General features: G+C 72.6%; 24 protein-coding genes and 1 tRNA gene. 15 read left to right on the top strand and 10 right to left on the bottom strand.

Going from position 1 to position 24,932, the window contains the following annotated elements; translation table 11 throughout:
• Positions 1-44: 44 nt before the first annotated feature.
• The 5 genes from A6F73_RS41335 to A6F73_RS41325 all read right to left on the bottom strand — a co-directional run bounded on the left by A6F73_RS41335 (position 45) and on the right by A6F73_RS41325 (position 3,265).
• On the bottom strand, positions 45-683 hold the full coding sequence (locus tag A6F73_RS41335; protein ID WP_159398384.1) for a flavoprotein: 639 nt from the start codon (positions 681-683) through the stop codon (positions 45-47).
• A 17-nt stretch (positions 684-700) separates the two neighbouring features.
• On the bottom strand, positions 701-1,231 hold the full coding sequence (locus A6F73_RS41330) for a hypothetical protein (protein ID WP_063346942.1): 531 nt from the start codon (positions 1,229-1,231) through the stop codon (positions 701-703).
• The gene (locus tag A6F73_RS06775) at positions 1,228-2,139 is read right to left on the bottom strand and encodes an alpha/beta hydrolase (RefSeq protein WP_063346941.1); all 912 of its coding nucleotides are present in this window, start codon (positions 2,137-2,139) and stop codon (positions 1,228-1,230) included. Before A6F73_RS06775 ends, A6F73_RS41330 begins: the two co-directional genes overlap by 4 nt.
• Positions 2,136-2,984 carry a hypothetical protein gene (locus tag A6F73_RS42475; protein WP_208869057.1) on the bottom strand — a complete coding sequence of 283 codons (849 nt, stop codon included), beginning with the start codon at positions 2,982-2,984 and terminating at the stop codon, positions 2,136-2,138. Before A6F73_RS42475 ends, A6F73_RS06775 begins: the two co-directional genes overlap by 4 nt.
• Positions 2,985-3,091: 107 nt before the next feature.
• A complete protein-coding gene (locus A6F73_RS41325; protein WP_159398383.1) occupies positions 3,092-3,265 on the bottom strand; it encodes a cypemycin family RiPP in 174 nt (57 codons plus the stop codon).
• A gap of 517 nt (positions 3,266-3,782) precedes the next feature.
• Between A6F73_RS41325 and A6F73_RS06765 the strand changes: the two genes are divergently transcribed.
• The 6 genes from A6F73_RS06765 to A6F73_RS41320 all read left to right on the top strand — a co-directional run bounded on the left by A6F73_RS06765 (position 3,783) and on the right by A6F73_RS41320 (position 10,679).
• Positions 3,783-4,481 carry an ATP-binding cassette domain-containing protein gene (locus tag A6F73_RS06765; protein WP_063346939.1) on the top strand — a complete coding sequence of 233 codons (699 nt, stop codon included), beginning with the start codon at positions 3,783-3,785 and terminating at the stop codon, positions 4,479-4,481.
• A 5-nt stretch (positions 4,482-4,486) separates the two neighbouring features.
• On the top strand, positions 4,487-6,163 hold the full coding sequence (locus tag A6F73_RS06760; RefSeq protein ID WP_159398382.1) for a DUF6297 family protein: 1,677 nt from the start codon (positions 4,487-4,489) through the stop codon (positions 6,161-6,163).
• Between the two features lie 291 nt (positions 6,164-6,454).
• Positions 6,455-7,615 carry a sensor histidine kinase gene (locus tag A6F73_RS06755; protein ID WP_244293314.1) on the top strand — a complete coding sequence of 387 codons (1,161 nt, stop codon included), beginning with the start codon at positions 6,455-6,457 and terminating at the stop codon, positions 7,613-7,615.
• A complete protein-coding gene (locus A6F73_RS06750) occupies positions 7,612-8,286 on the top strand; it encodes a response regulator transcription factor (protein ID WP_063346937.1) in 675 nt (224 codons plus the stop codon). Before A6F73_RS06755 ends, A6F73_RS06750 begins: the two co-directional genes overlap by 4 nt.
• A gap of 231 nt (positions 8,287-8,517) precedes the next feature.
• On the top strand, positions 8,518-9,726 hold the full coding sequence (locus A6F73_RS06745; RefSeq protein WP_063346936.1) for an alpha/beta hydrolase: 1,209 nt from the start codon (positions 8,518-8,520) through the stop codon (positions 9,724-9,726).
• Positions 9,727-10,466: 740 nt separating this feature from the next.
• Positions 10,467-10,679 (top strand): hypothetical protein, encoded by a 213-nt coding sequence (locus A6F73_RS41320; protein ID WP_159398380.1) that lies wholly within the window; start codon positions 10,467-10,469, stop codon positions 10,677-10,679.
• A gap of 40 nt (positions 10,680-10,719) precedes the next feature.
• Here A6F73_RS41320 and A6F73_RS06735 read toward each other — a convergent pair.
• A tRNA-Leu gene (locus tag A6F73_RS06735) sits at positions 10,720-10,807 on the bottom strand.
• A 290-nt stretch (positions 10,808-11,097) separates the two neighbouring features.
• On the opposite strand from A6F73_RS06735, the gene A6F73_RS06730 reads away from it, so the two are divergent.
• From A6F73_RS06730 to A6F73_RS06720, 3 genes are all read left to right on the top strand, one after another.
• Positions 11,098-12,429 carry a M20/M25/M40 family metallo-hydrolase gene (locus A6F73_RS06730; RefSeq protein ID WP_063346934.1) on the top strand — a complete coding sequence of 444 codons (1,332 nt, stop codon included), beginning with the start codon at positions 11,098-11,100 and terminating at the stop codon, positions 12,427-12,429.
• Positions 12,430-12,731: 302 nt separating this feature from the next.
• The gene (locus tag A6F73_RS06725; RefSeq protein ID WP_079135485.1) at positions 12,732-12,977 is read left to right on the top strand and encodes a chaplin; all 246 of its coding nucleotides are present in this window, start codon (positions 12,732-12,734) and stop codon (positions 12,975-12,977) included.
• A gap of 334 nt (positions 12,978-13,311) precedes the next feature.
• Entirely contained in the window at positions 13,312-14,151 is an 840-nt protein-coding gene (locus A6F73_RS06720) for a chaplin (protein ID WP_244293313.1), read from the top strand.
• A gap of 304 nt (positions 14,152-14,455) precedes the next feature.
• Here A6F73_RS06720 and A6F73_RS06715 read toward each other — a convergent pair whose 3' ends face one another.
• Positions 14,456-14,665 (bottom strand): DUF5703 family protein, encoded by a 210-nt coding sequence (locus tag A6F73_RS06715; protein ID WP_033350848.1) that lies wholly within the window; start codon positions 14,663-14,665, stop codon positions 14,456-14,458.
• A 378-nt stretch (positions 14,666-15,043) separates the two neighbouring features.
• Here A6F73_RS06715 and A6F73_RS06710 point away from each other — a divergent pair, with 378 nt between their 5' ends.
• Positions 15,044-15,649 (top strand): hypothetical protein, encoded by a 606-nt coding sequence (locus A6F73_RS06710; RefSeq protein ID WP_063346931.1) that lies wholly within the window; start codon positions 15,044-15,046, stop codon positions 15,647-15,649.
• A gap of 85 nt (positions 15,650-15,734) precedes the next feature.
• Here A6F73_RS06710 and A6F73_RS06705 read toward each other — a convergent pair whose 3' ends face one another.
• On the bottom strand, positions 15,735-17,912 hold the full coding sequence (locus A6F73_RS06705) for a helix-hairpin-helix domain-containing protein (protein ID WP_063346930.1): 2,178 nt from the start codon (positions 17,910-17,912) through the stop codon (positions 15,735-15,737).
• 50 nt (positions 17,913-17,962) lie between these two features.
• Positions 17,963-18,943, bottom strand: a complete 981-nt coding sequence (locus A6F73_RS06700; protein WP_063346929.1) for an aldo/keto reductase — start codon at positions 18,941-18,943, stop codon at positions 17,963-17,965.
• A gap of 251 nt (positions 18,944-19,194) precedes the next feature.
• Between A6F73_RS06700 and A6F73_RS06695 the strand changes: the two genes are divergently transcribed.
• On the top strand, positions 19,195-20,241 hold the full coding sequence (locus A6F73_RS06695) for an LLM class F420-dependent oxidoreductase (protein WP_063346928.1): 1,047 nt from the start codon (positions 19,195-19,197) through the stop codon (positions 20,239-20,241).
• A 23-nt stretch (positions 20,242-20,264) separates the two neighbouring features.
• Here A6F73_RS06695 and A6F73_RS06690 read toward each other — a convergent pair whose 3' ends face one another.
• Entirely contained in the window at positions 20,265-21,248 is a 984-nt protein-coding gene (locus A6F73_RS06690; protein WP_063346927.1) for a magnesium and cobalt transport protein CorA, read from the bottom strand.
• Between the two features lie 219 nt (positions 21,249-21,467).
• On the opposite strand from A6F73_RS06690, the gene A6F73_RS06685 reads away from it, so the two are divergent.
• The 4 genes from A6F73_RS06685 (at position 21,468) to A6F73_RS06670 (ending at position 24,912) form a co-directional block, all read left to right on the top strand.
• Positions 21,468-22,160, top strand: coding sequence for a histidine phosphatase family protein (locus tag A6F73_RS06685; protein ID WP_063346926.1), 693 nt, complete (start codon positions 21,468-21,470; stop codon positions 22,158-22,160).
• A 328-nt stretch (positions 22,161-22,488) separates the two neighbouring features.
• Positions 22,489-23,067, top strand: a complete 579-nt coding sequence (locus A6F73_RS06680; protein ID WP_063350992.1) for a DUF3090 domain-containing protein — start codon at positions 22,489-22,491, stop codon at positions 23,065-23,067.
• Between the two features lie 56 nt (positions 23,068-23,123).
• On the top strand, positions 23,124-23,909 hold the full coding sequence (locus A6F73_RS06675) for an SCO1664 family protein (protein WP_063350993.1): 786 nt from the start codon (positions 23,124-23,126) through the stop codon (positions 23,907-23,909).
• Between the two features lie 73 nt (positions 23,910-23,982).
• Positions 23,983-24,912 (top strand): AraC family transcriptional regulator, encoded by a 930-nt coding sequence (locus A6F73_RS06670; RefSeq protein WP_107452830.1) that lies wholly within the window; start codon positions 23,983-23,985, stop codon positions 24,910-24,912.
• Positions 24,913-24,932 lie beyond the last annotated feature (20 nt).

Raw genomic sequence — 24,932 nt, 5'->3', positions numbered from 1 at the left:
CGCGGGATTCCACGGGCGGGGCGGCCGCTCACCGGGAGCTGGTGCTACCGGCGGCCCTCCGCATCGAACATTCCTTCCAGCTCCTTCAGGACCGACGGCAGGTAGAAGCCGGTCTCGCCCTCCCATTTTCGCTTCCCGACGCTGTACGCCGCGACGGTTTGGCTGACCGAGACGTTCGGGCGCTGCAGCAGGAGCTCCATGTTGCGTTCGACGACGGCATTTCCGGCCGGAAAGGCGGTGGCGAGCACGATCGGCTTCTCGGTGATCTGCAACGCCATGGTGGCGGGGGTGTTGCAGTTTCCCGCGGCGAGCCGCATGGCGAAATCGAGCGTCGCGGGGAAGACGGCGAAGGCGTCGACGCGTTCGCCGATCTCCACGTGCGCGGATTCCGGGAGGGAGGGGTCGGCGTAGTCGTCGGTCCACACGTCGCCGCCCACCAGTCGGCGCAGGGCGTCCAGCGTCACGAAACGCTGTGCGGACCTGGTCACCAGGAGGTCGCTCGTGATCCGGGGAAACGACTGGCGCAGCCAGTGCAGCCAGTACGGCGTGAGCGCGGCGTTGATGGATCCGGTCACTATGAACAGGATCCGCTTCTCGCCCAGATCGGGGATCTCCTGATTGCCGGCGTTTCCGGTGTTTCCAGCGCTTCCGCCGGTTCCGCTGCTTTCGGTGCTTTCGGGCATCTCGGTATTCCCCCGGTTCACAGGGCGAGTTCCGGCGAGATCATGATGGGCTTGATCCCGTCGGCACCCTCGGTCGGGACGGACGCCACGATCATGAACTGGTAGTCGCCCGACTCGCTGCTCTTCCTGCACGCGTCCCGCACGGCCCCGGCCATCAGGTTGTACCCGTCGCTGTTCAGCATCCACTCGAACATGGCCCCGTTCGAGGCGAGCGTGCGTACCTGCGACGCCATGTCGAACAGCGCCTTGGGAACCCGGCTCCCCGGGTTCCACAGCACGGCGAGCGGCTTCGCCTCGTTCCGCATGGCCAGGTCGGCCCACGTGGTCCAGCCGTCCGCGGGCGTCGCACGCGTGCGGTAGAAGACGTACAGGTCCTCGATGCCGGGGTTCGGGGCGAAGAAGCGCCATTGCGGCAGGTCGGGGAAGAACGGCAGGCGCATCTTGATCGGCAGCTTGTCGTCGGGCAGGTTCTCGAAGACCGTCAGCACGACGTGCGTCACCAGGGCGGCCTTGACCAGGGACGCGACGGCCCTGCGCCACGCGCTCATGAGTTCTCCAGGATGATCGCCGCCGTCTGCTGCGCCAGGGCGGGCTTGGCGATGATGGACCGGTGGCTGCTCGCCGGCACGACGTGGAAGTCCGCGGCGACCCGCTCGCTGAGCTTGCGCTGCTGCTCGGTGTTGTTGGCGGCCGAGATGACGACGCGCCGCAGCGGCCCGGCGGCCACGAAGTCCTGCCCGGCGAGGGGCTCGTGCAGGTACTCCTGGCGAGCCGCCAGCAGCACCTGGGGGCTGGAGATCGAGGCCAGGTGCGCCCGTTGGATGTCCGGGCGGTATTCGAGTTCCCGCTCGGTGGGGCTCGTCAGCCAGCGGGTGGTGCCCAGGGCCGAGCCGAGCAGCCGTCGCGCGGTGTCCTGGTTGTAGCGCGCCACCCGCCTCTTCGACCCGCGGTCCTCACCGAGGAGGACGGCGTCCGTCCCGTCGACGATGTGCAGGACGGTGGCGCGCTCGCGCACGTACGCGGACTCCGCCGCGACGTTCATGGCGGTGAGGGCGCCGATCGAGTGGCCGCACAGGACGACGTCGCCCTGCGGCGCGAGCTGTTGCAGGAGGAACTCGACCAACTGGGCCGGCCGCAGCCTGCTCTTCGAGCGCCAGTACCCGCTGCGGTGGTAGCGCAGCACCCGGAAGCGCCGGCTGAGCAGCCCGGCCACCCAGTCCCAGGATTCCAGCGGCGCGCCCAGGCCGCTTTCGAGGACCGCGACGGGGGCGGTGGGGCCGAGCTCCCCGCCATCGAGCGCGTACTCGATCGCGAGGCCGTCCGGGCCCTGGATCAGGGAGGTCCCCTTGAGCCCGCCGCGCCGGGTGTACTCCTCCTCCAGGCGGATGTACGAGAGGTAGGCGCTGACCACGGCGGCGGCCCCGAAGGTGGCGACCACCTGGCGTTCGAACCTCATCCCCGGCCCCCGTTCCTGGGGAGGCGGTCCACGGCGTAGAGGACCGCCGCGTGGGCCGAGCTGAATCCCCAGAAGAACCGCGGCAGGCCCATCGTCACGGCGATGCCCAGGTGGAAGAGCTTGACGCCGGCCAGGGCCCTGCGGGCGTCCGCCGGTGCCAGCAGGTAGACGACCGGGAACCCCGTCTCCCAGACGATGGTGAACCACGTCATCGAACTGCACAGCAGCGGGCTCTTCTTCAGCCACTTGGCGACCGCGCTGTCCCCGTACTGCTGGGTCTGCAGGACCTGTTCCAGCGCCTCGCCCGACCGCCAGGTACTGGAGATCGCCTTCGCCGCGCCGGCGGTCACGTAGGCGATGAAGGTCTGGGCGTTGACCGCGCGCAGGAAGAGGTCGTCGGACTTCTCGGCCTCGGGGACCAAGGCGGTGAGCACGCGGTAGCCGCAGATCAGGGCGGCCATGTGGTCCGCCCCGTCCCTGCCGAACGAGGTGCGGTACTTGCTCAGGCCGCTGGAGGCCAGCATCAGGCCGGCTCCGGTGATCTGCTGCGCCCGGCTCCTGCGGCCGGTCAGGGTCAGCGCTCCGCCGACGACGCCCATGGCCTTGATGGCGACGGCGCCGCCGCGGCTGTCGATCGCCTTGCGGAGAGCCTGCGGGACGACGCTGCGATCGCGTTTCGAACTCAGGCCCTGCAAAAGGCCGTTGGGTCCGTAGGCGGCTGTCCGGGTCAAGGCTTCGAGGCCGCTGATGATCTCGCCCACCGCGGCCGGGGCCAGCGTCCAGTAATGCGCGTCCTCGCGCGATATGGGGTGGGAAGGCTCGTTGACGATCTTAGTGAATGGCATTCACGCGTCCTCGTGCTCCGGTCGAGCGGGGCCGGAAAGGGGAACCGCTCGTCCCCCTTTCCGGCCCGTCTGCTCACATGGGTGGTGTCACCGGTGGGTCAGTTGGTTCAGCAGCCGAGGCAGATCGTGCTGCCCGTCACGACGACCTCGCACACGGCGATGATGGTGGGGGTGGTCATCGCGGGAGCGTTGTGTGCGTTCACGAAACCCTCCTGCGCCTCCGCGAACGAAGCGTTGACGGCATCGGTCACGAACTCGACACGCGATTCGGTGGCGTTCACTCTTTCTCCTTTTGATGGTGGAGACAGCGGCCAACCCACAGAGGACCGACGTCCGCTGCCGGCCGCTGCCGTTCGACCATATGTCGTTTCGGTAACCACGGGAAGACCCTTGATGTGTTCATGGTGTGCACAATGCGAATCGGCGGCGGATAATTTCGAAGAAATTGACCAATTCCATTGTAGGTGGACATTCCTCGAATTCTGTGCAATGCCCCTTTTGTTGCGGAGTCCCCGGGTGTTCCTGTATTCGATCATTGATATCGCAGGTCAGGCCTTGATCGAGAATCCGGGCGGGTGGCGGATTCCGCCGAACAGTCCGTATGGCCTCGAATCACCCCATTTGACTTGACGGCCTCGGGTTCGGGTTCCGGTTCGGCCGGAGGGCGCATGTCGGGCCGCCCGGAGGGTGTATTTGGGTCGGCTTTGCAGGATTGGGACGCCTTGCTATGATCGGCCCAATGTTCAGAAAAGTGTGAAAATGAACGTTTCGATCATCCGAGAGAAGACGGCTCGTCGATTGAAAAACAAAACCGGCAAGGCGGCGGGCGCACCGCTGCTGCAACTCGTCGACGTCACACACGCGTACGGTGACAGCACCGTGCTCGACCGGGTCTCCCTCCGCATCCACCGTGGTGAGTGCGTTTCCCTGGTCGGGGAGAACGGATCCGGCAAGAGCACCCTGCTCCGCGTGGCGGCCGGACGGGAGAGACCGTCCGCAGGATCGGTCGTCTTCGACGGGGAAGAGATCCACGAGGATTCCCTGGACGTGCGCAAGCGGGTCGCGTCGGTGATGGATCCCGGTGCGTTCTACCCGGACCTCACCGTGCGGGAGCACCTGCGGCTCGTGGCGCTGTCGCACGGCATGGGCGCCGGAGCCGATGCCGCGGTCGACGGGGCGCTGGAGTCGCACCGCCTCACGGCGCAGTCCGAACAGTTCCCCTCGGCCCTGTCCTCCGGACAGACCCAGGCGCTGCTCCTCGCCGCCGCCTTCATCCGGCCGCACGACCTCCTCATCCTCGACGAGCCCGAACAACGGCTCGACTCCCACGCCCGGACCGCCCTCGCCCGCCTGATCGCGGAGCACCGCGACCGCGGAGCGGCCGTCCTCATGGCCACCCACCACCGGGCCCTGAACGAGGTCGCGGACCAGATCGTCGAAGTCGGCTCGCGTTCGGGGCACTCGGGCCCGTCCGGGGCGGTGCAGGGGGAAGGATGAACGGTTTGAGCGACAGCGTGGCACCCGCGACCGGGACGAGGGCGCGGGTGCCCGACAGGTCGGGGGACTGCACCGCGGACACCCTGCTGTTCCTGCGCGAAGCCCGGAGCGGCACGCGCCAGGAGAAGCGCAGGAGCGCGTGGTTCATCGCCTACACGGTCCTCCTGGTGGGCGGCTGCTGGGGCGTCCCCGCCCTGCTCCAGTGGACGAGTTCGACCCGGGCGGCCGACCGGCCGCCCGTGCAGATCGGGGAACAGGCGTCCGCGACGCTCCTGGCGCTGATCCCGGCGGTGCTGGTCCTCGCCCTGCTGCTCACCGCCCGGGGAGCGATGTGGCGCGGCCCGGTCCTGCTGGACCGGGCCACCACCGGCTTCCTGCTGCCCTCGGCCGTCGACCGGCGAGCCCTGCTCGCACCGGGGCTGCGGTCCTCGGTGGCGCTGGCCTCCGTGGTGAGCGGCGTCGCCGGCGCGGTCGCGGGCTTCCTGCTGCAGGGCCTGGCCCCGCAGTCGTGGATCCTGCTGACCCTCGCGGGCTCCTGGACGGGCGTCTCGGTGGCGCTCACCACGAGCGCGGTCGGCGTCCTGGTCGAGCGGCACGACCAGTGGATGTCCCGGTACGGCCGCAGGGTCTTCGCCGCGGGGTGGCTCCTCGCCGCGGTCGCCGCCGCCGGCGTGTGGACGGCATGGACGCAGGGGCGGACGGGCTGGCTGCAAGGCCTCCTGCTCTGGTCGGGCCCGTGGGGGTGGGCGTCCCAACCGCTCCTGTGGGCGCTCGGCCTCGTGGGTACGGCGGGCGCCGTCGGCACGGTGCTGTCCGTCGGCACCCCGGTGCTCGCCCTCGCCCTCGCCTGGCGGGAACTGCCCGCGATCCCGCAAGCCGCCCTCAGACTGCGCGCGACGGTCGCCGCCCAGATCAGCACGTCCGTCCTCATGCTCGACCTCCGCCAGGCCCGCTCCGGAGTACCGCGGCTCAAGGAGCGGAACAGCACCCCCCGGCTCCGCCTCCCCATGCCGCGGCACCGGCTGCTGCTGGTCCCGTGGCGCGACCTCACCTGCCTGCTGCGCAACCCCCGCCGCCTGGGGTGGGCCGTCGCCTGGAGCGGAATCGCCGTCGGACTGACCGCGGCGGCCCCCTCCTTCACCTCGACCGCACAGCAGATCGTCGTCGTGCTGTCCCTGGTCGCCGAATACCTGGCGGCCGCCCAACTCACCGAGCCGGCCCGGCTGGAGAGCGACGACCCGCGACGCTCCACCAACCTGCCCTGGACGTTCAAGTCGCTCGCCCTCCAGCACTCGGCGGTGCCCGGCGGCCTCCTCCTCGCGCTCACCGGAGCCGGCGCACTGGCGTGCGCGCTCGCCGGCCGGGACACCGCAGGACTCCTCCCGCTCCTCGCCTCCGTACCCGCACTCACCGCGGCCGCGCTGGTCAGCTCCTACCGGGGCGTCGTGCCCATGCACCTGACGATCGGCGTCAACACCCCCATGGGCAACACCGGCCCCGGCCAGGTGGCGCTCTGGTACCTGCGCGGCCCGCTGGCGGTCGGCACCCTCCTGTTCCCGCTCGCCCGCTCCGCAGCCCAAGGCCACCCGTACGCCGCGGCACAACTCGCCTGGACCCTGGCCGTCACCGCAGCCGCCCTCTGGTGGGTCCGGCGCACCGCCCACCGCCTCCACACCCGATAGCCCCGGCCCCATACCAGGGGTCGGCCGCCGCTGCGGACGCATCGTCGGGCGGTCCCTCCGGAGGCGGGCGCCCGTGACGCCTCATACCTGAGAGCCAGGCCGAGAACGGCTCCGCGGCGGGAGGCCGGCCGGCGGGTCCGCTGCGTAGCGTGGTGACCGAATGCACCCCGGCCGAGGAAGGCACCGTGAGCGTCCGAATTGCTGAGAGCCCCTAGGAGGTGGTCGGTGCGCGGAGCGCTGCACACCGTGAGGAAGGATCTGTTCACCCCGGCCCCGCAGCCCATGCCGCCCATGAGCGGGCCGGGACTGCTGAGGTGGCTGCCGCACGGCGCGGTCGTCGCGGTGGCGGTCTTCGCGGCCGTCTCCGCTACCGAGGACATCCCGTTGCGGCCGCTCGGGATGCTCCACGCCGCGCTCCTGGTACCGGCGCTGCGCCGGCCGCTGCCGGCCTGGTGGCTGTCGCTGGTGATGCTGCCGGTGTTCTCGTTGTACCCGCCCTTCGCGCCGTACACGGGATGGGCGTGGGCCGTGCAGGCTGGGCTGTCGTTCCTGGTCGCGCTGCGCAACCCGCCGCGGGTGACGGGCGAGACGGTGGCGCTGAGCACCGCGCTGCTGCTGGGACTGCAGCTGGCGGGCGGGCGGATCGGGCCCTGGTACTTCACGGTGATCGTGCTGGTGTTGTTCGCCCTCGTCGTGGCCGCCGCGACCGGGGTGCGCCGGACGAGGGAGGTCCGCGCCCGGCTCGCGGAGCAGGAGCGGGCCCTCGCGCAGGAGCGGGCGCACCGCACCGTCCTGGAGGAACGCGCCCGCATCGCGCGCGAGTTGCACGACGTGGTCGCCCACCACATGTCCGTCATCTCCATCCAGGCCGAGGCCGCCCCGTACCGGGTCGCGGACCCGCCCCGGGAACTGGTCGCGGCGCTGGCCGACATCCGCGCGGGTGCCCTGGAGGGACTGACCGAGCTGCGCCGCCTCCTCGGCGTGCTGCGCTCCGAGGACCGTCCCGGCGGGCGTGCTCCCGAGGCTCCGCAGCCCACCCTGGAAAGGCTCGACGACCTGCTCGCCGGGGTGCGCGCGGCCGGGCTCGACGTGCGGGCGGTGGTCTCCGGGACGCGCCGACCGCTGCCCGAGGGCGTGGAGCTGTCGGCCTACCGCATCGTGCAGGAGGCGCTCAGCAACACGCTGCGCCACGCCCCGGGCGCCGCGGCCCGCGTCGAGCTGACGTACACCGACGCCGCCCTGCGGCTGCGGATCCGCAACGGGCCCGGCACCGCGGTTGCCGAGCCCTCGCCGGGAGCCGGGCACGGCCTCCTGGGCATGCGCGAACGTGCCGTGATGCTCGGCGGGGAGTTCTCCGCCGGCACCACCCCCGACGGTGGCTACGAGGTCACCGCGCTGCTGCCGGTGCCCGCCGCCCCAGCCGTCCGGACAGACAGGGAACAGACCGCATGACGATCCGAGTGATGATCGCCGACGACCAGGCGATGGTTCGCGAGGCCTTCTCGGTGCTCCTCGGCGCCCAGCCCGGCATCGAGGTGATCGCGACCGCCGTGGACGGCCTGGACGCGGTGGCCAAGGCCGAGGAGCTCCGCCCCGACGTGATCGTGATGGACATCCGGATGCCCGGACTGAACGGCATCGAGGCCACCCGCCGGATCACCGGGCAGGCCGGCCTGTCGACCAGGATCCTCGTCCTGACCACCTTCGACCTCGACGAGTATGTGTACGAGGCGCTGCGGGCCGGCGCCGGCGGGTTCCTCCTCAAGGACGCCTCCGGGGTCCAACTGGCCGAGGCGGTACGCGTCGTGGCCGCCGGGGACGCGCTGCTGTCGCCCGGACTCACCAAGCGGCTCATCACGGAGTTCGCCCGGCTGGGCGGCTCGGCGAAACCGCCCGCCCAGGTGCGGATCGACGTCCTCACCAACCGCGAGACCGAGGTGCTCACGCTGGTCGCCCGGGGCCTGTCCAACGCGGAGATCGCCGCCGAACTCGTCGTCGCCGAGCAGACCGTCAAGACGCACATGGGCAGCATCCTGCAGAAGCTGCAGCTGCGGGACCGCACCCAGGCCGCAGTCCTCGCCTACGAGACGGGACTGGTCGTTCCCGGCCGCACCGGTCTGTGATCCCGCGGTAGTGCGGCGGCACTGGCCCGGACGTCTCCCTCCGACCCCCTACCTGAGAGCTGCTCCGGAGAATGGCTCCGCGGTGTGAGGCCCGTGCGGGTGCCGGATTCCTAGCGTTCTTGTACGAGCCGGTCCTCGCCGCCCCCGTGTGCGGTTCCGAGGACCTCGCGGCTCCCGACAAGTTCCGCGGGCGGCGGCGACCGCCCCGCGCACCATCGCAGGAGTACAGCCATGACCACACCCCGAAGCTCCGCCGCCTCGCCCGCCCGGCCCGGACGGGCCGCCCGGATCCTGCGGGCCGCCTCCGCCGTCCTGGCGTCGTTCCTCGCGTTCCTGACCGTCGCCATCGTGCTCGGCGCGTACGTCCCCTCGATACCCAAGGCGGGCGTGATCGGGCCGGTCCTGGGCGGGCAGTACCCGTTCCACACGGCCCTGCTGGCCCTCGTCGCCGCCGGCCTCGCCACGCTGGCCTGGCGGGCCGGCCTGGTGCGCTGGGGACGCGTGGTCACCGGCGTCTCGACGCTGTGCACCGTGGGCGCGCTGGTCATCGGCGGCATCCAGTTCCAGGCCGCCAGGGAGGCCGGCGTCGACATCTCGCTGGGCCAGGTGTTCACCGAACTCTCCTACCCCGCGGCGAAGCCGGACGCGACCGAGACGTTCGCGAGCCCCGAGGGCGAGCCCCTGCGGGTGGACGCGTACCTGCCCGCGAAGGCCCCGGGCAAGCGGACCCCGGCTGTCGTGCTCGCCCACGCCGGCGGCTTCCACACCTTCGACAAGAACGACCTGCGCGGCACCGGCCGCTGGCTCGCCGACCACGGCGTCGCCGTCTTCGCCGTCGACTACCGCCTGGCCGGTCCCGACCGTCCCACCTGGGACAAGGCCCCGCAAGACCTCGTCTCCGCCATGGGCTGGGTGCAGCGCAACGCCGACGTGTACGGCGTCGACGGCGCGCGGATCTCGCTCGGCGGCATGTCGGCGGGCGGCACCCTGGCGATGAACACCGCCTACCGCCTCCAGAACGGCACCATCAAGGCCGCCGAGGGCGCCACCCCTGCGCCCCCGGCCTCCGTGATCGGCTTCTACCCCGGCACCGACGTCGCGCAGATGTGGGAGGACGACGTGGCCGGGACCCGCGAGGCGGCGCAGATGTACACCGGCGGCACCCCGCAGCAGTACCCGGACCGCTACCGCGAGGTGTCCCCGACGTCCGACGTCCGCCCCGGCCTGCCCCGCACCCTGCTCGTCGTCGGGGACCGCGACCGCAGCGCCCGCCCCGAGACCGTCGCCGGCCTCGGCGACGCGCTGAGGAAGCAGGGCGTCGACGTGGAGGTGAAGGAACTGCCCTTCGCCGACCACGCGTTCGACGACGCGTACGGCAGCCTCACCTCCCAGACGAGCCGGCAGATCCTGCTCGACTTCCTCCTCGCGGACGCACGCTGACCCCGGGTCCCGGCCGGGACCTAGGGCGTGTCTGACAACGCGCGCCCGGCGGGAATTGTCAGACGCGCCCTAGCCGCTGCCGCGGCCACAGAGGGCCTGCTGGTGCTGGCCGTCGAGGCGGACAGGCAGCGCGCCACGGCTGCGGGAGACTCGCTAGTAGTGCGTGCTGTGGTTCCACCAGGCCTGGGTGCTGTCAGTGCCGCTTTCCCCCGCAGGGGCGGACTCCGCCACGGGGGTGGGCGTCGACACCGGGGTCGAATAGCGGGCCGGGGCCGGCCGTGCGGTGCTGTCCACGCCCGCGTTTGCGAGCGCTACGCCGGTGCCGAGGCTGAACAGCGCGGCTGTCGCCACGCCCATTACTACACGCTTGAGCACGATGGTCCTCCAAGGACTCGAAGAGGTCGGTGCTCACAGGGGACCAGCGGCCAGCAGACGTTTGATCAACGCCTGGCTTCATGTGGCCACCGTGATGGAGCGTCGCTCGTCAAGAACGCACGAGCCCACGTACGCGTCCATGATGGAACGCCGGTTCAGGCTGTCGTCGTCAAAGGTCGTCAACCAGCGCATGGAGTACCCCTGGTGTCCTGCCGCAGCGGAAAACTCGCTCCGCACCACGGGCGGGGAGCGGACGGCCATGGCGAATGCCGAACTGACGTAGGCGACGGCGGTCTTGTCGGCCAGGTAGGGCGAGTAGACGACCGTGAAGCCGTAGGCCTCCCCCGTCGCGGCGACCGGTGAAGGTGACCGACGACCTGGAGGCGGGGGAGAACCCGGCGGAGGTCTCGGCGAACGTCCGCCACCACTCCCCGGGCTGCACGATGGCCCGGTACGGGCACTCACGTAAGGACGGGGCGCGGCGGCTGGCCGCCTCCGGAGCAGGCCGGCTGGGCCTGTCCGCCCTGGCCCAGGGGCGAGTCCGCTGGCCGGTGGGTCACGTGACTGCTGCACCATGACCGGAAAAGCAAAAGACCCCTGAATCAACAGGGGTCTTGCTGGTGTCCGAGGGGGGACTTGAACCCCCACGCCCGATAAAGGGCACTAGCACCTCAAGCTAGCGCGTCTGCCATTCCGCCACCCGGACCGGGTGTTGTCTTTGCGGCTTTCGTTCTCTCGTCGGCCGCGCTGACAGATGTAACTGTAGCAAAGATCGGCTTGGGGTCCCAAAACGGTTCGGGGCGGGGGTGCGGGGGTGGTGGCGGGGGCAAGGGGGAGTGTGTGGCGGGGGCGTGACCAGGGGGTTTCGGGGGTGCGCAGGGGGTGGATCCGGGTCGGGGGCTGGGGGAGGATGGGCGTACGTGCTCGTACGCCCGGGTGCAGGTCCTGGGGGTGGCGCGCTGGTGCGTCGGTGCGGGCCAAAGACGAGGAGTGACCGTGAGCGAGCGGAGCGAGTCGGCGGGGCCGAGGGCGACGGCTGAGTCGGAGGTCGCCGGGATCTGTCGCGATCTGATCCGGATCGACACCAGCAACTACGGGGACGGCTCCGGCCCGGGGGAGCGCAAGGCGGCGGAGTACGTCGCCGAGCAGCTCGCCGAGTTCGGGGTGGAGCCGCAGATCTTCGAGTCGGCCAAGGGGCGGGCCTCGACGGTGGTGCGGATCGAGGGCGAGGACCGTTCCCGCCCGGGCCTGCTGATCCACGGCCACACCGACGTGGTGCCGGCCAACGCCGCGGACTGGACGTACGACCCGTTCGGGGGCGAGATCGCGGACGGCTGCGTGTGGGGTCGCGGCGCGGTCGACATGAAGGACATGGACGCGATGACCCTCGCGGTGGTCCGCGACCGGCTGCGCACCGGCCGCAAGCCCCCGCGCGACCTGGTGCTGGCGTTCGTCGCGGACGAGGAGGCCGGCGGCACGTACGGGGCGCGGTTCCTGGTGGACAAGCACCCGGAGCTGTTCGAGGGCGTGACCGAGGGCATCGGCGAGGTCGGCGGCTTCTCCTTCACGGTCAACGACCAGGTGCGGCTGTACCTGGTGGAGACGGCCGAGAAGGGCATGCACTGGATGCGCCTGACGGTCGAGGGCCGCGCCGGGCACGGCTCGATGGAGAACGACGACAACGCGATCACCGAGCTGTGCGAGGCGGTCGCCCGGCTCGGCCGGCACAAGTTCCCGCTGCGGATCACCAAGACCGTACGGGCGTTCCTGAACGAGCTGTCGGACGCGCTCGGGGTCGAGCTCGACCCGGAGAACATGGACGAGACCCTGCGGGTGCTCGGCGGCATCGCCAAGATGATCGGCACCACGCTGCGCAACACCGCCCAGCCGACCATGCTCGGCGCCGGCTACAAGGTGAACGTGATCCCCGGCCAGGCCACCGCACACGTGGACGGGCGCTTCCTGCCCGGCTACGAGGAGGAGTTCCTGGCGGAGCTGGACAGCGTGCTGGGCCCGCGTGTGAAGCGGGAGAGCCTGCACTCGGACAAGGCGATCGAGACCACCTTCGACGGCGCGCTGGTGGAGGCGATGCAGACGGCGCTGCGGGCGGAGGACCCGATCGCCCGCGCGGTGCCGTACTGCCTGTCGGGCGGGACGGACGCCAAGTCGTTCCAGGACCTCGGGATCCGCTGCTTCGGTTTCGCGCCGCTGCAGCTGCCGCCGGAGCTGGACTTCGCCGGGATGTTCCACGGCGTGGACGAGCGGGTGCCGGTGGACGGGCTGAAGTTCGGCGTCCGGGTGCTGGACCGGTTCCTCGACGCCTGCTGAGCGTTGCCTGCCGAGCGTTGTCTGTCGAGCGGCTTGGGCTGAGCTCCTTGGGCTGAGCACCTCGGGCGGACGGCCCGTTCCCGGAGTGCCGGGGGCGGGCCGTCCGCATTGTCCGAGCTAATGATTTGGGACAGGGCGAAGGAGATCAACAGAAACGATCCTGCATGGAAATGCGGATCGAGCGTGCGTGCGAGACGTCACCGTTGCGAGTGAATGGCAAATCTGTTCCGTACCCCGTTTGCCACACCCTCGTTCATCCCTGTGCAACCCGCCGAACGGGTTGCGTTGTCCATACAGGAGGAATGATGAAGGTCAAGAAGATCGCCGCTGTTGCCGCCGCCACCGGTGGCCTGGTGATCGCCGCCGCCGGTGTCGCGTCCGCTCACGGCGGTGCCGCCGCCGAGGGTGTGGCCGCCGGCTCCCCGGGTGTCGTCGCCGGCAACCAGGTGCAGATCCCGGTGCACGTCCCGGTCAACCTGTGCGGCAACACCGTCAGCGTGATCGGTGTGCTGAACCCGGCGTTCGGCAACCACTGCGCCAACTTCTGAGTCACGCTCCGAGCTGCTGAGGCTCGTTGAGCCGACTCATTCGACCCCCGGGTGGCGGACGCGCCGCCCGGGGGTCGCTTGCGTGCGGGGTGCGAGTGCGGGGTGCGGAGAGGTAAACAAGGGGGCAATCGCTCGATCGGGTGAAGCTGGTTCGTTCGGCTCAACCTGCCCGCCGTCCTCTCGTTAACTCCTGTGCAGTCGAAGACCTTGCCGGATATCCGGATATACGGAAATTCCGACTTTCGGAAGGCGTTTGCGTCAAGGTCGTCACGTCGTTCTCGATACGTCAGGGGAAAAAATGAGGAATGTAGCCAAGAAGGGGATCCTCACGGTCGTGGCCACCGGCAGTGTCCTGGCCTCGACCGCCGGCTACGCCTACGCGGGTGCCGAGGCCCAGGGAGGTGCCGCCGGCTCGGCGGGCGTCGCCTCCGGGAACTCGGTGCAGGTGCCGGTCGAGGTGCCGATCAACGCCTGCGGCAACACCGTCGACGTGATCGGCGTGCTGAACCCGTCCTACGGCAACCGTTGCGCCAACGCCAGCGGCCACCCCGAGGCCGCGAAGCCGGGCGGCTCCCACGTGGGCTCCGGCTCCCACACCGGCTCCGGTTCCCACGCAGGCTCCGGGGCCAACGGCGGCACCGGCCGGGGCTCCTCCGCCTCGGGCGCGTCCGCCTCCGGCGTCGCCGCCAACTCGCCCGGCGTGGTCTCCGGCAACAGCATCCAGGCCCCCGTGCACGTCCCGGTCAACGCCTGCGGCAACTCCGTCGACGTGGTCGGCGTCGGGAACCCCGCCTTCGGCAACGACTGCGCCAACGTCGCGCAGCCCGCCCCGGCGCCGAAGCCGGCCGACGACTGCCCCGAGAAGCACAGCCCGTCCATCCCGCCGCAGGCCGGCGGCGAGGTCCCGGGCAACCCGCGCAACGGCGGCCCGTCCGCCACCCCCGAGGCCGGCGCACACTCGGCCCCCGCCGTCGCGCCGGTCGCGAGCGGCCAGGTCGCCCCGGTCGCGGCCCGCGCCGTCGCCCCGGCCGTCGCCTCCTCGCCGAGCGGCGCCGTCGGCAGCCAGCTGGCCTCCACCGGCGCCGGTGACGTCGAACTGCTCGGCGCCGCCGGCCTCGCTCTGCTGCTCGGTGGCGGCGTGCTCTACCGCCGCGCCCGCGCCGGCGCCCGCTGAGCGGCCGGTAGGCCACACCCCGCGGCGCCGCACCCCAGCGGCGCTGCCGGAGCACGACGTCGGAGCGTGACGCGCCCGCGGCCGCCTGGAGGTACGGGCGGCTGCGGGCAAGCGGAGGCCCGGCGTGAAAGCCCGTACGAAGGCCTGACGGTGACGTGAAGCCCCGGTCCGAAAGCCCGGCGTGAAATCCCCACCGAGACGGGAGCGTTCCCGGGCCCGGAGCTCCCCGACCCGGCCGCCTCCCGCCCGGGCGCCCCGCCTGTCCACCCCCGCCGCGGCGGGTGGGCTCAGACGCGCTCGCCCGTCACCAGCTCCGGACCTGCCGGATGATCCGCCGCTTCAGCCGGACCGTCCGGCTCCCGTCGGGGAACAGCCGCAGCCGGTCGAGCTCCCAGTGCCCGTACTCGGCGTGCTCGGTGAGCAGTTGGCGTGCCGCGTTGCGCGTGGTGCCGCGCGGCATGCGCAGCGACTGGTACTCGTACTCCGGTTGCCGGACCGGCTTCGGTGGGGTCAAAACGCTCCTCCTGAGAATCACCTGCACGCAAGCCTACGACCTGCCTCGGACAGTCGGCCCGGGTATTTCCGGACGTCCTCCCGGACGTCCTCCCGTCCGTCCGTCCGACCCGGCAGGACGCCCCGGACCGGCCGGGGCACGCCAGCTCGCCTGACAGTGCATCAGTTCCGTTGTTCCTCCGGACGGGATACCCCGATCCCGGCGCGCGAAGCGGCACCCGATCGGCCCCGCGCGGCCCGGCTGCACGCCCTTCGCGCCGGGCACGCGCGGGGACAGAACCACGCGGATCGGACATCAGGGGGGAAGTTGCGGTGAAATCGCGGGTGTAGGTGACAACCGCTGTGCGTACCGACACCGCGGGGAGATAGCGTCTGCACCATGTCTGATGCCGCGCAGCCAACCATTGCCGAGGTACGCGCCGCCGCCGAGGCGGTCAAGGCCGCCATCGACCGTCATCTGGAAGCGGTGTCAAGCCCCAGCGCAGCGGATGATCCCGCTGTGTCCGCCGCCTACGAGCAGCTCGCGACGGCGGCCATCGCCTACGACCAGATCCTCTACGAGGTCTACGACGAGGTCACCCCCTTCGAGATCCCCGGGGACGAGGGTCCGGGCGGCTACCACGGCCCCGAACAGCCGGAGGCGATCAGCGTGCTGATCCGCCGCGACTACCACGTCGCCGACCCCAAGCGGCTGCGCGCCCAGGCCGAGCGGCTCGACGAGTCGCTGACCCCCGGCGGGGGCGGTACCAGCGGGGTGAACGCCGCGATCGGCGTGCTGTTCGGCGAGTACGAGCCGGACGAGATCGCCGCCCGCAGCGAGGAGTTCGGCCTGGAGGAGGCGGACTCGACGCTCTGGGTCGCGGCGGCGGAGCCGACCGAGCCGGGGGAGTGGCTGCCGGAACCCTTCGAGCACGCCGACCCGCAGATGCTGATCTGCCGGTTCGACGTGAGCGAGGTCTACGACGACGAGGACCCCGACGACTGAACCGTTCGTCGTGCAGACACCCGGAGGGCGGGCCCCACCTGTAGGGGGCCCGCCCTCCGCGCGTTCCGCCAACCGCCGGACAGGGCTAGTACGCCGAGGCGGCGTTCTCGGCGAGGATCGCCCGCAGCCGGGTGGTGCGCGGCTGCGCCGGGCGCTCGGTGACGGCCTGGGCGAGCGCCGGGCCCGCCGCGTGCACCACGGACAGGTGCCGCTCGCCGCGGCCGAAGGCGGTGTAGACCCACTGCCGGGTGAGCGCCGGGCCGGCGTCCTCCGGGAGCACCACGACCGCGCCCGGCCAGCGGCGGCCGAGTGCCTGGTGGACGGTCAGCGCCCAGCCGTGCCGCAGCCGTGCCGCCTGGGCGGGCGGGACGGTCCGGCGCGAGCCGTCCGCGTACGCCAGGTGCAGGCCGGTGGCGTCGCCGTCCAGCACCCGGGCCGGGCGGGTGACGCCGGGGGCCGGGGAGTCGACCACCCGGTCGCCCGGGTCGAAGCCGCCGAACCGGCCGGGCCCCGGGTTGAGCCGGGCCTTCGCGGCGGCGTTCAGCGCCCGGGTGCCCGCCGGGCCGCCGTGGCCGGGGGTGAGCAGCACCACCTGCTCGGCGGGGATGCCGAGGGCGCGGGGGATGGAGTCGGTGAGCAGCTGGAGGGCGCGGTGGACGGCTTCGCCGCCGTCCTTCGCGGTCAGGATGACCACCTCCTTGTCCGGCGCCTCGACGGGCTGGAGCTCGCCGATGCCGACGCCGGAGACCAGCTCGCCGATCGGGCCGAAGTCCGGGGTGCGGGAGGCGACCGCCGGGCAGACCCTGGCGGCCAGCAGGTCGGCGAAGAACCGGCCGGGGCCGGCCGACCAGAGCTGGCCGGGGTCGCCGCTGAGCACCAGCCGGGTGCTGTCGGCGAGCGACTCCAGGACGGTGGCGGCCAGTTCGACGTCCAGCAGCGGGGCGTCGAGGACGACCAGGACGTCCAGGGCGAGCGTGCCGTCAGCGGCGCGGCCCGGCCCGGCGGCGCCGGAGAGCAGGTCGGCCAGGGTGATCACGGCGGCCGGGGTGTCGGTGAGCGCGGCGAAGGACTCCCGGCCCTGGTCGGTCCAGGTGGCGGCCCAGACCCGCAGCCCGAGGCCGCCGGCAGCGGCCAGCAGCGCGGCGGGTTCGGCGCGGGCGGCCTCGCCGCCGGTGTGCAGCACCAGGGCGCTGTCGGCGACGGCCTGGATCAGGGCGGTCGCGGAGGAGGACGGCGCGGCCTCGCCGGCAGCCGCCCACGCGGTCGGGCCGGGCGCGGCGGGGGCCTGCGGAGTGTCCTCCACCGTGGCCTCCGCCGTGTCCTCCGCGGGGGCCGCGCCCGAGCCGGAGGCGGCCTCGGAGCCAGGGGCCGGCGAGGAGTCGGCCACGGAGTCGGCCGCGGACTCGGCGTCCTCCGCCGCCTCCTCCTCCGCCACCGCGTCTTCCTCGCACGGTTCCGGGTCCTCGCCCGGCACGAAGGTCGACATCAGCCGGACCAGCCCGTCCGCGAGGCTCTCCTCGGCCAGCGCGAGTCGCTCCAGGGCGAGCAGCGTCCGGGTCGGCGGCTCCTCGTCCTCGTCGCCGCCCGCCGCGTGCGCCTCGGGGCCGGTCAGCTCCTCCTGGAACGGCATCGCGCGCCCGTCCAGGACGGCGGCCTGGATCGCCGCGGCCGAGTCCGGCAGCCCGTGGCGGTCGAGCCCGGCCGCGATCTCGGCGACCTCGACGGCGGAGTGGCCGCGCAGCGCCGCCTGCTCCAGCAGCCACGGCACCAGCGCCTGAGCGCGGCGCGGGTCACCGGGGCCGGCGGCGGGGCCGAGCAGGCCGCGGGCGAAGCCGTCCGCGTGCTCGGGGCGGACGCCGGGCAGGGACAGTACGGCCCACGGGTCGGAGCGCAGCTGTTCGGCGGCGCCGTCGCCGAACTCGGCGACCGCGGCGGCCGCGAGATCGGCCGGGGCGCCCCCGGCGGTCAGCACCTCGGCGGTGTCCTTGAGCGCCTGCGCGCGCTGCTGGTCGGGCTGCGCGGAAGCCGGGGCCTTGGCGCCCTGGCCGTCCTTGACGTCCTTGGCGTGCTCGGGAGCCGCGGCGCGGCCCTCGCCCTCCGGCGGTGCGGCCTGCGGGCCGACGCTGCGGATCCGCTGCGCCAGCTCGGCGATCGCCGCCGCCTTCTCAGCCGGGCTCGCCGTCTCCGCGGGGCTCGCCTTCTCCGTCGGGCTCACCGAGACTGCCGAGGTCTCCTCCGGAGCGCCGTTCTCCGTGTCACTCATCGTCCGCTCCAAGGGTCACTCCACTGCGTGTTTCAGCTGAACGAGGGGGGCTACAGCTCGCTCCACCCCTGGTCCGGGTAGCGGTGCACCGGTGACGAGATGTCGTCCAGCGCACCACGGATCTCACCCGGTAGCGTAAGCGCCTCCACTGACAGCGCCGCCTGCAGCTGTGCCACCGTACGGGCCCCGACCAGCGCGCTCGCCACTCCGGGCCGGTCCCGGACCCAGGCGAGGGCGACCGCGAGCGGGCTGCTGGCGAGGCCGTCGGCGGCCGTGGCGACGGCGTCGACGATCCGCCGCGAGCGCTCCCCGAGGTACGGCTGGACGAACCCGGACAGGTACGGCGAGGCGCCGCGCGAGTCCTGCGGGACGCCGTGCCGGTACTTGCCGGTGAGCACCCCGCGCCCGAGCGGCGAGGAGGCGAGCAGTCCGACCCCGGCGTCCGCCGCGGCGGGCAGCGCCTCGCGCTCGATGCCGCGCTGGAGCAGCGAGTACTCCAGCTGGGCCCCGGCCAGCGGGGTCCGCCCGTGGTGGGCGCGCTGCCAGGTGGCGGCCTTGGCGAGCTGCCAGCCGCTGAAGTCGCAGACCCCGACGTACCGGGCGCGTCCGGAGGAGACGGCGATGTCGAGGGCGCTGAGCGTCTCCTCGACGGGCGTCATGGGGTCGAAGGAGTGCACCTGCCACAGGTCGACGTAGTCGGTGCCGAGTCGGCGCAGCGAGGCGTCGAGGGCGGCGAGGAGGTGGCCGCGGGAGCCGTCGAAGCGGCGGGAGGACTCCGGCACGCTGCCGGCCTTGGTGGCGATGACGAGTTCGGAGCGGGGGACGAGGTTGTCGGTGAGCCGGGAGATCAGGTACTCGGCGCCGCCGTCGGCGTACACGTCGGCGGTGTCGAGCAGGGTCCCGCCGGCGTCGACGAACTCCTTGAGCTGCTCGGCGGCCTCGTGTTCGTCGGTGTCGCGGCCCCAGGTCATGGTGCCGAGGCCGAGCCGCGAGACCTGGAGACCGGTACGGCCGAGGTGACGCTTTTCCATCGGGCGGGCCCTCCACTGGCCGGTGGCACCGGGCGCCCCGGTAGCCCTGAGAACGCGCAGGTGGGGAGAGCGCTCCCCACGTCGGCTGAGCGTAGCGGCCGGTGTCCGGGCAGGGGTGGCGACCCGCAGAACGATCACCGGGCCCGGGCGACGGCGGGTGTGACCCAGACCACCACTACCGGTCAGTAGCATGACCGGCGAGTGCGCGGCTACCCTCGCCACCAACCCTCACCGACTGGAAGGTTCGGCACATGCGACTCGGAATCAACCTCGGCTACTGGGGTCTCGGCATGGACGCCGACAACATCGCCGTGGCCCAGGAGGCGGACCGGCTCGGCTACTCGGTGTGCTGGGCGGCCGAGGCGTACGGCTCGGACGCCGCGACGGTGCTGAGCTTCGTCGCCGCGAAGACCGAGCGGATCGACGTCGGTTCGGCCATCTTCCAGATCCCCGCCCGCACCCCGGCGATGACCGCGATGACCGCGGCGACCCTGGACACCCTGTCCGGCGGCCGCTTCCGACTCGGCCTCGGCGTCTCCGGCCCGCAGGTCTCCGAGGGCTGGTACGGGGTGAAGTTCGACAAGCCGCTCGCCCGCACCCGCGAGTACGTGGAGATCATCCGCAAGGCGATGTCCCGCGAGCGGCTGGTCCACGAGGGCGCGCACTGGACGCTGCCGCTGCCCGGCGGCCCCGGCAAGCCGATCAAGCTCACCGTGCACCCGGTGCGCGAGCACATCCCGCTGTACATCGCCGCGATCGGCCCGAAGAACCTGGAGCAGACCGGCGAGATCGCCGACGGCTGGCTCGGCATCTTCTTCTCGCCCGAGCACGCCGCGCTCTCCCTCGACCCGCTGAAGGCCGGCCGCGCCAAGGCGGGGCAGAGTCTGGACGGCTTCGACCTGTGCCCGACCGTCACCATCGCGGTCGGCGAGGACATCAAGGCCGGCGTCGACTCCCAGCGCTCCTACGCCGCGCTGTACATCGGCGGCATGGGCAGCAAGGAGAAGAACTTCTACAACCAGCTCGCCCGGCGGATGGGTTACGAGCAGGCCGCCGACGAGATCCAGGAGAAGTACCTGGCCAAGGACTACGCGGGCGCCGCAGCCGCCGTCCCGCACGACCTGATCGACGCCACCTCGCTGATCGGCGACACCGCCCGGATCGCCGACCGGATGCAGGCCTACGCCGACGCGGGCGTCACCACGCTCACCCTGGCCCCGTCCGGCTTCACCCTGGACGAGCGGATCCAGGCGCTGCGCACCGGCGTCGAGGCCCTGGAACTGGCCGGCCTGGCGTAGCCGCCCGGGGCCGTCGAGCGGCACTACAGCCAGTCGTGCCGCTTGAACACCCGGTGCAGCACTATGCAGACCGCGACCATCAGCGACAGCACCGCCGGGTACCCCCAGGGCTGGCGCAGTTCGGGCATGTCCTCGAAGTTCATCCCGTAGACGCCCGCGATCATCGTCGGCACGGCGGCCAGCGCCGCCCAGGCCGAGATCTTCCGCATGTCGTTGTTCTGCTGCACGCTGACCTGCGCCAGGTTGGCGTTGAGGATGTCGGACAGCAGCCGGTCCATGCCCTCGACCTGGTCGGTCACCCGGGCCAGGTGGTCGGCGACGTCCCGCAGGTAGGGCAGGGTCTCCGGGCGGATGTACGGCTCGCCGCCGCGGGCCAGGCGCAGCGTCGGTTCCAGCAGCGGGCCGGTGGCGCGGCGGACGGTCATCACCTGGCGTTTGTAGCCGTAGATCCGGCCGGCGGTGTCGCGGCCGACCCGGCCGGGGGCGAAGACGTCCGCCTCCAGTTCGTCCAGGTCGGTCTGGAGTCCGGTGGCCACGTCCATGTAGCCGTCGACGATGGTGTCGCAGACCGAGTGCAGCACCGAGCTGGGCCCGTAGCGCAGCAGTTCGGGCTGCTTCTCCAGCCGGGCCCGCAGGCCTGAGAGCGGGGCGTCGGCGCCGTGCCGGACGGTCATCACGAAGTCCGCGCCGAGGAAGACCATCACCTCGCCGATGGTCACCGCGTGGGCGCCGGGGTGGTAGCCGAGCGTCTTGAGGGCGACGAACAGGGAGCCCTGGTACGGCTCGATCTTGGGGCGCTGGTGGGCGCTGACGGCGTCCTCGACGGCCAGCGGGTGCAGGGCGAACTCCCGTCCGACGTGGTTGAGTTCATCGGCGGTGGGCTCGAACAGGCCTATCCAGACGAAGCCGCCGGGCCCGGCGGCGCGGGCGGCGGCGAGCGCGCCGGCGAGGTCGTCGGGGGCCTCGATCCGGTGGCCGTCGTGGTAGCTGGCGCAGTGGACGATCATCGGGCCATTGTGGCCCGGGGCGGGGTGCCCGGGGCGGAGCCGGGCCAGGACGGCGTCGCGGGCCGGTGCCGGCGGCGGCCCAGGGGGGCCCGCAGCCCACCGCGCGTTGCGCGCCCGCACCCCACGCGGCCGCGCACCCCGCACCCCGCGCCCGCACCCCGCGCCCGCACCTCGCACCGACACTCCACGCCCGCGCCCGGAGGCCGTAGGCTGAGCCCCATGCCCACCCTGCTGCTCGTCCGCCACGGCCGCTCGACCGCGAACACCGCCGGAATCCTGGCCGGTTGGACGCCCGGCGTGGACCTCGACGACACCGGGCGCGGGCAGGCCGCCGCGCTGGCCGGCCGGCTCGCGGGGATCCCACTGGTGCAGGCCGTCAGCAGCCCGCTGGAGCGCTGTCGGCAGACCCTGGAGCCGCTGTTGACGGCTCGGCCCGAGCTGGGCCCGCCCGCCGAGGACGAGCGGCTGGGCGAGTGCCACTACGGCGAGTGGACCGGCCGGCCGCTGGCCGAGCTGGCCAAGGAGCCGCTCTGGCGCACCGTGCAGGACCACGCGGCCGCCGCGGCCTTCCCCGGCGGGGAGTCGTTGCGCGAGCTGAGCCATCGGACGGTCGGTGCGGTCCGGGAGTGGAACGAGAAGATCGCCGCCGAGCACGGCGCGGACGCGGTCTGGCTGGCCTGCTCGCACGGGGACGTGATCAAGGCGGTGGTGGCCGACGCCCTCGGCCTGCACCTGGACCACTTCCAGCGGATCAGCGTCGAGCCCTGCTCGGTCACCGCGATCCGCTACACCCCGCAGCGGCCCTTCGTCCTGAGGATGGGCGACACTGGCGACCTCGCCTCGCTCGCGCCCAGGCCCGGCGCGGCCCCGGCCGCCCCGGCGGGCGACGCGGTGGTCGGCGGCACCATCTGAGGCGGTCGTTCCACCTGGCCCGCCTGACCCGCCTGGTACGACCCTGGCCCGACCGGCGCCACCCGGCCTGACCGGAGCCGTCCGGCCCGGAGCCGCATGACGTGGGCGGGAGAGCCGTCGTACCCCGCCCCGCAGGGACCGGCGGCACCGCCTGAGCTGGCCGGTGCCACTGCGGCTCGGCTCCCCTGCGGGGGCCCGGAGGTCGTAGGGTGACTAACGAGCCCCGCCGCGTGGCGAGCCCGCGCGCGGGCCGCCGTACGGCAGCCCGAGCCATGACGTCCGAACGATCCCTGTGATCCCCACGACCGACACGATCCGGAGCGAGAGCGTGCCCCGTCAGGTCTTCTTCTACGACCAGCCCGAACGGTTCGTGGCCGGCACCGTCGGCCAGCCCGGCGCCCGGGCGTTCTACCTCCAGGCCAGTGCCCGGGGCCGGATCACCAGCGTCCTGTTGGAGAAGACCCAGGTGGCGGCGCTCGCCGAGCGGATCGAGGAGGTCCTGGACGAGGCGCTGCGGCGCAGCGGCGGCGACGTCTCCATCCCGGCCGCCGCCCCGCAGGACCTGCTCGACACCGCGCCGCTGGACCTGCCGCTGGAGCAGGAGTTCCGGGTCGGCACCATGGCCCTGGCCTGGGACAGCGTGGACGGCTGCCTGGTGGTCGAGGCGCAGGCGCTGATCGAGGCGGAGGAGGACGGCGAGGACGAGGACAGCGCCGCGGCGGTCTTCGAGGACGACGACAACGGTCCGGACATGCTGCGGGTGCGGCTGTCCGGCGCGATGGCCCGGGTGTTCGCCAAGCGGGCGCTGGACCTGGTCTCGGCCGGCCGCAAGCCCTGCCCGTTCTGCAACCTGCCGCTCGACCCGGAGGGCCACCTGTGCCCGCGCGCGAACGGCTACCGGCGCTGAACACCGAGACCCCACCCCAGGCGGACCCGGCGGCCGCCGCCGCCCTTGCCGCCGACGTGCCCACTGCGTTGGAGCTGCTGCGCGAGGGCGAGTTGACGGTGCACGGGCGCCTCACCGAGGCGTCCAACGCCGCGCTGTACTGCACCGCCACGCACGGTTCGCTGAGCGCGCAGGCCGTCTACAAGCCGGTCGCCGGGGAGCGCCCGCTGTGGGACTTCCCGGACGGCACGCTGGCCGGCCGCGAGGTCGCCGCGTACGAGGTGTCGGCCGCGACCGGCTGGGCGCTGGTGCCGCCGACCGTGCTGCGCGACGGGCCGCACGGGCCCGGGATGGTGCAGCTGTGGGTCGAGCCGGATCCGCAGGCCGAGCCGCTGCTGGCCCTCCAGGACCCGCGCGGCCCGGAGCACGGCTGGCTGCCGATCGTGCGGGCCGAGGTCGGCGGGGGACGCACCGCGCTGCTGGTGCACCACGACGACCAGCGGCTGCGCCGGCTCGCCGTGCTGGACGCGGTGCTCAACAACGCCGACCGCAAGGGCGGCCACCTGATCCCGGCCGCCGACGGCCGGGTCTACGGCATCGACCACGGCGTCACCTTCAACACCGAGGGCAAGCTGCGCACCCTGCTCTGGGGCTGGGCCGGCGAGCCGCTGCCCGCCGAGGCGCTGGAGGTGCTGACCCGGCTCGCCGAGCGGCTGGACGGCGAGCTGGCCGCGCGCCTCGCCCCGCACCTGACCGCCGCCGAACTGGAGGCGACCCGCGCCCGGGTGGCCGGGCTGCGCCGCACCGGTCGGCACCCGCTGCCCTCCGAGGACTGGCCCTCGATCCCCTGGCCCCCGGTCTAGGACGTATCCCGCGGACCGGTTCGGGCCGGCTGATGGTCTGGACCTGTCCGCGAACCGGCAGCACACTGCTCCGATGGACGCGTTACGGACCACCCCCACCCCCCGTACCACGCCGGACCTGCCGCTGCACCGGCTCCAGGTCCCGCTGCCGCACCTGCTCCCGTTCGCCATCGGGAGCTTCGACACGATCGGCCCGCTGTCCCGGGCGGGCTTCCCGCACCGGCACTCGTTCTACGAGATCGTCCACGTCACCGGCGGCCGCGGCGCCCACGTCCTGGACCTGGTCCACCGGCCGCTGGCGCCACCGCAGTTGTGCGTGATCACGCCCGGCCAGGTGCACTACTGGTCGGACGCGGACGAACTCACCGGCCAGGTCGTCCTGTTCAACGAGGACTTCCTGCTCCGGAACCCGCAGGACCTTGCCGCGCTGCGCACCCTGGCCACCCGCCCCGCGCTCGGACTCGGTGAACAGGCCGGGCCGGTCGGCGCGTTGCTCGCCGACATGGAACACGAGTACCGCTCCAGGCAGCCCGGCTACCAGGGCGTGCTGCGGGCCAGTCTGCACATCCTGATCGTCCGGGCGCTGCGCGCCGCCCGGCCGGGGGAGCGGCCGTCGCCGCCCGGCCGCCCGACCGAAGTGGCCTCCGCCTTCACCCGGTTGATCGCCGGTCCGGGCGGGGTGCGGCACTCGGTGGCGTCCAGCGCGCAGGAACTCGGCGTCTCGCCGGGCCACTTGCAGACCCTGGTCAAGCAGGCCACCGGTCGCACCCCGGGCGGGCTGATCCGCCGCCAGCAGACCCTGGAGGCCAAACGGTTGCTGGCGTGCACGGATTTGACGATTCGTCAGGTCGCGAAGGAGGCGGGCTTCGCCGACCCGGCCTACTTCTGCCGCTTCTTCCGGCGGGAGACCGGGATGACGCCGGGGGAGTTCCGGGCCCGGGTCGACGGAAATCACCACGATCCCCGGATCGCGTCCATCGCGGCTGCCCCGGACGGCCCGTAGCTTTGCTGGTGGCCACCGGT

Origin of the sequence: Streptomyces sp. MJM8645 (genome assembly GCF_001625365.1) — a bacterium.
Taxonomy (GTDB): domain Bacteria; phylum Actinomycetota; class Actinomycetes; order Streptomycetales; family Streptomycetaceae; genus Kitasatospora.
The sequence above is the reverse complement of the archived record's forward strand: the minus strand, read 5'-3'. Positions and strand labels throughout refer to the sequence as shown.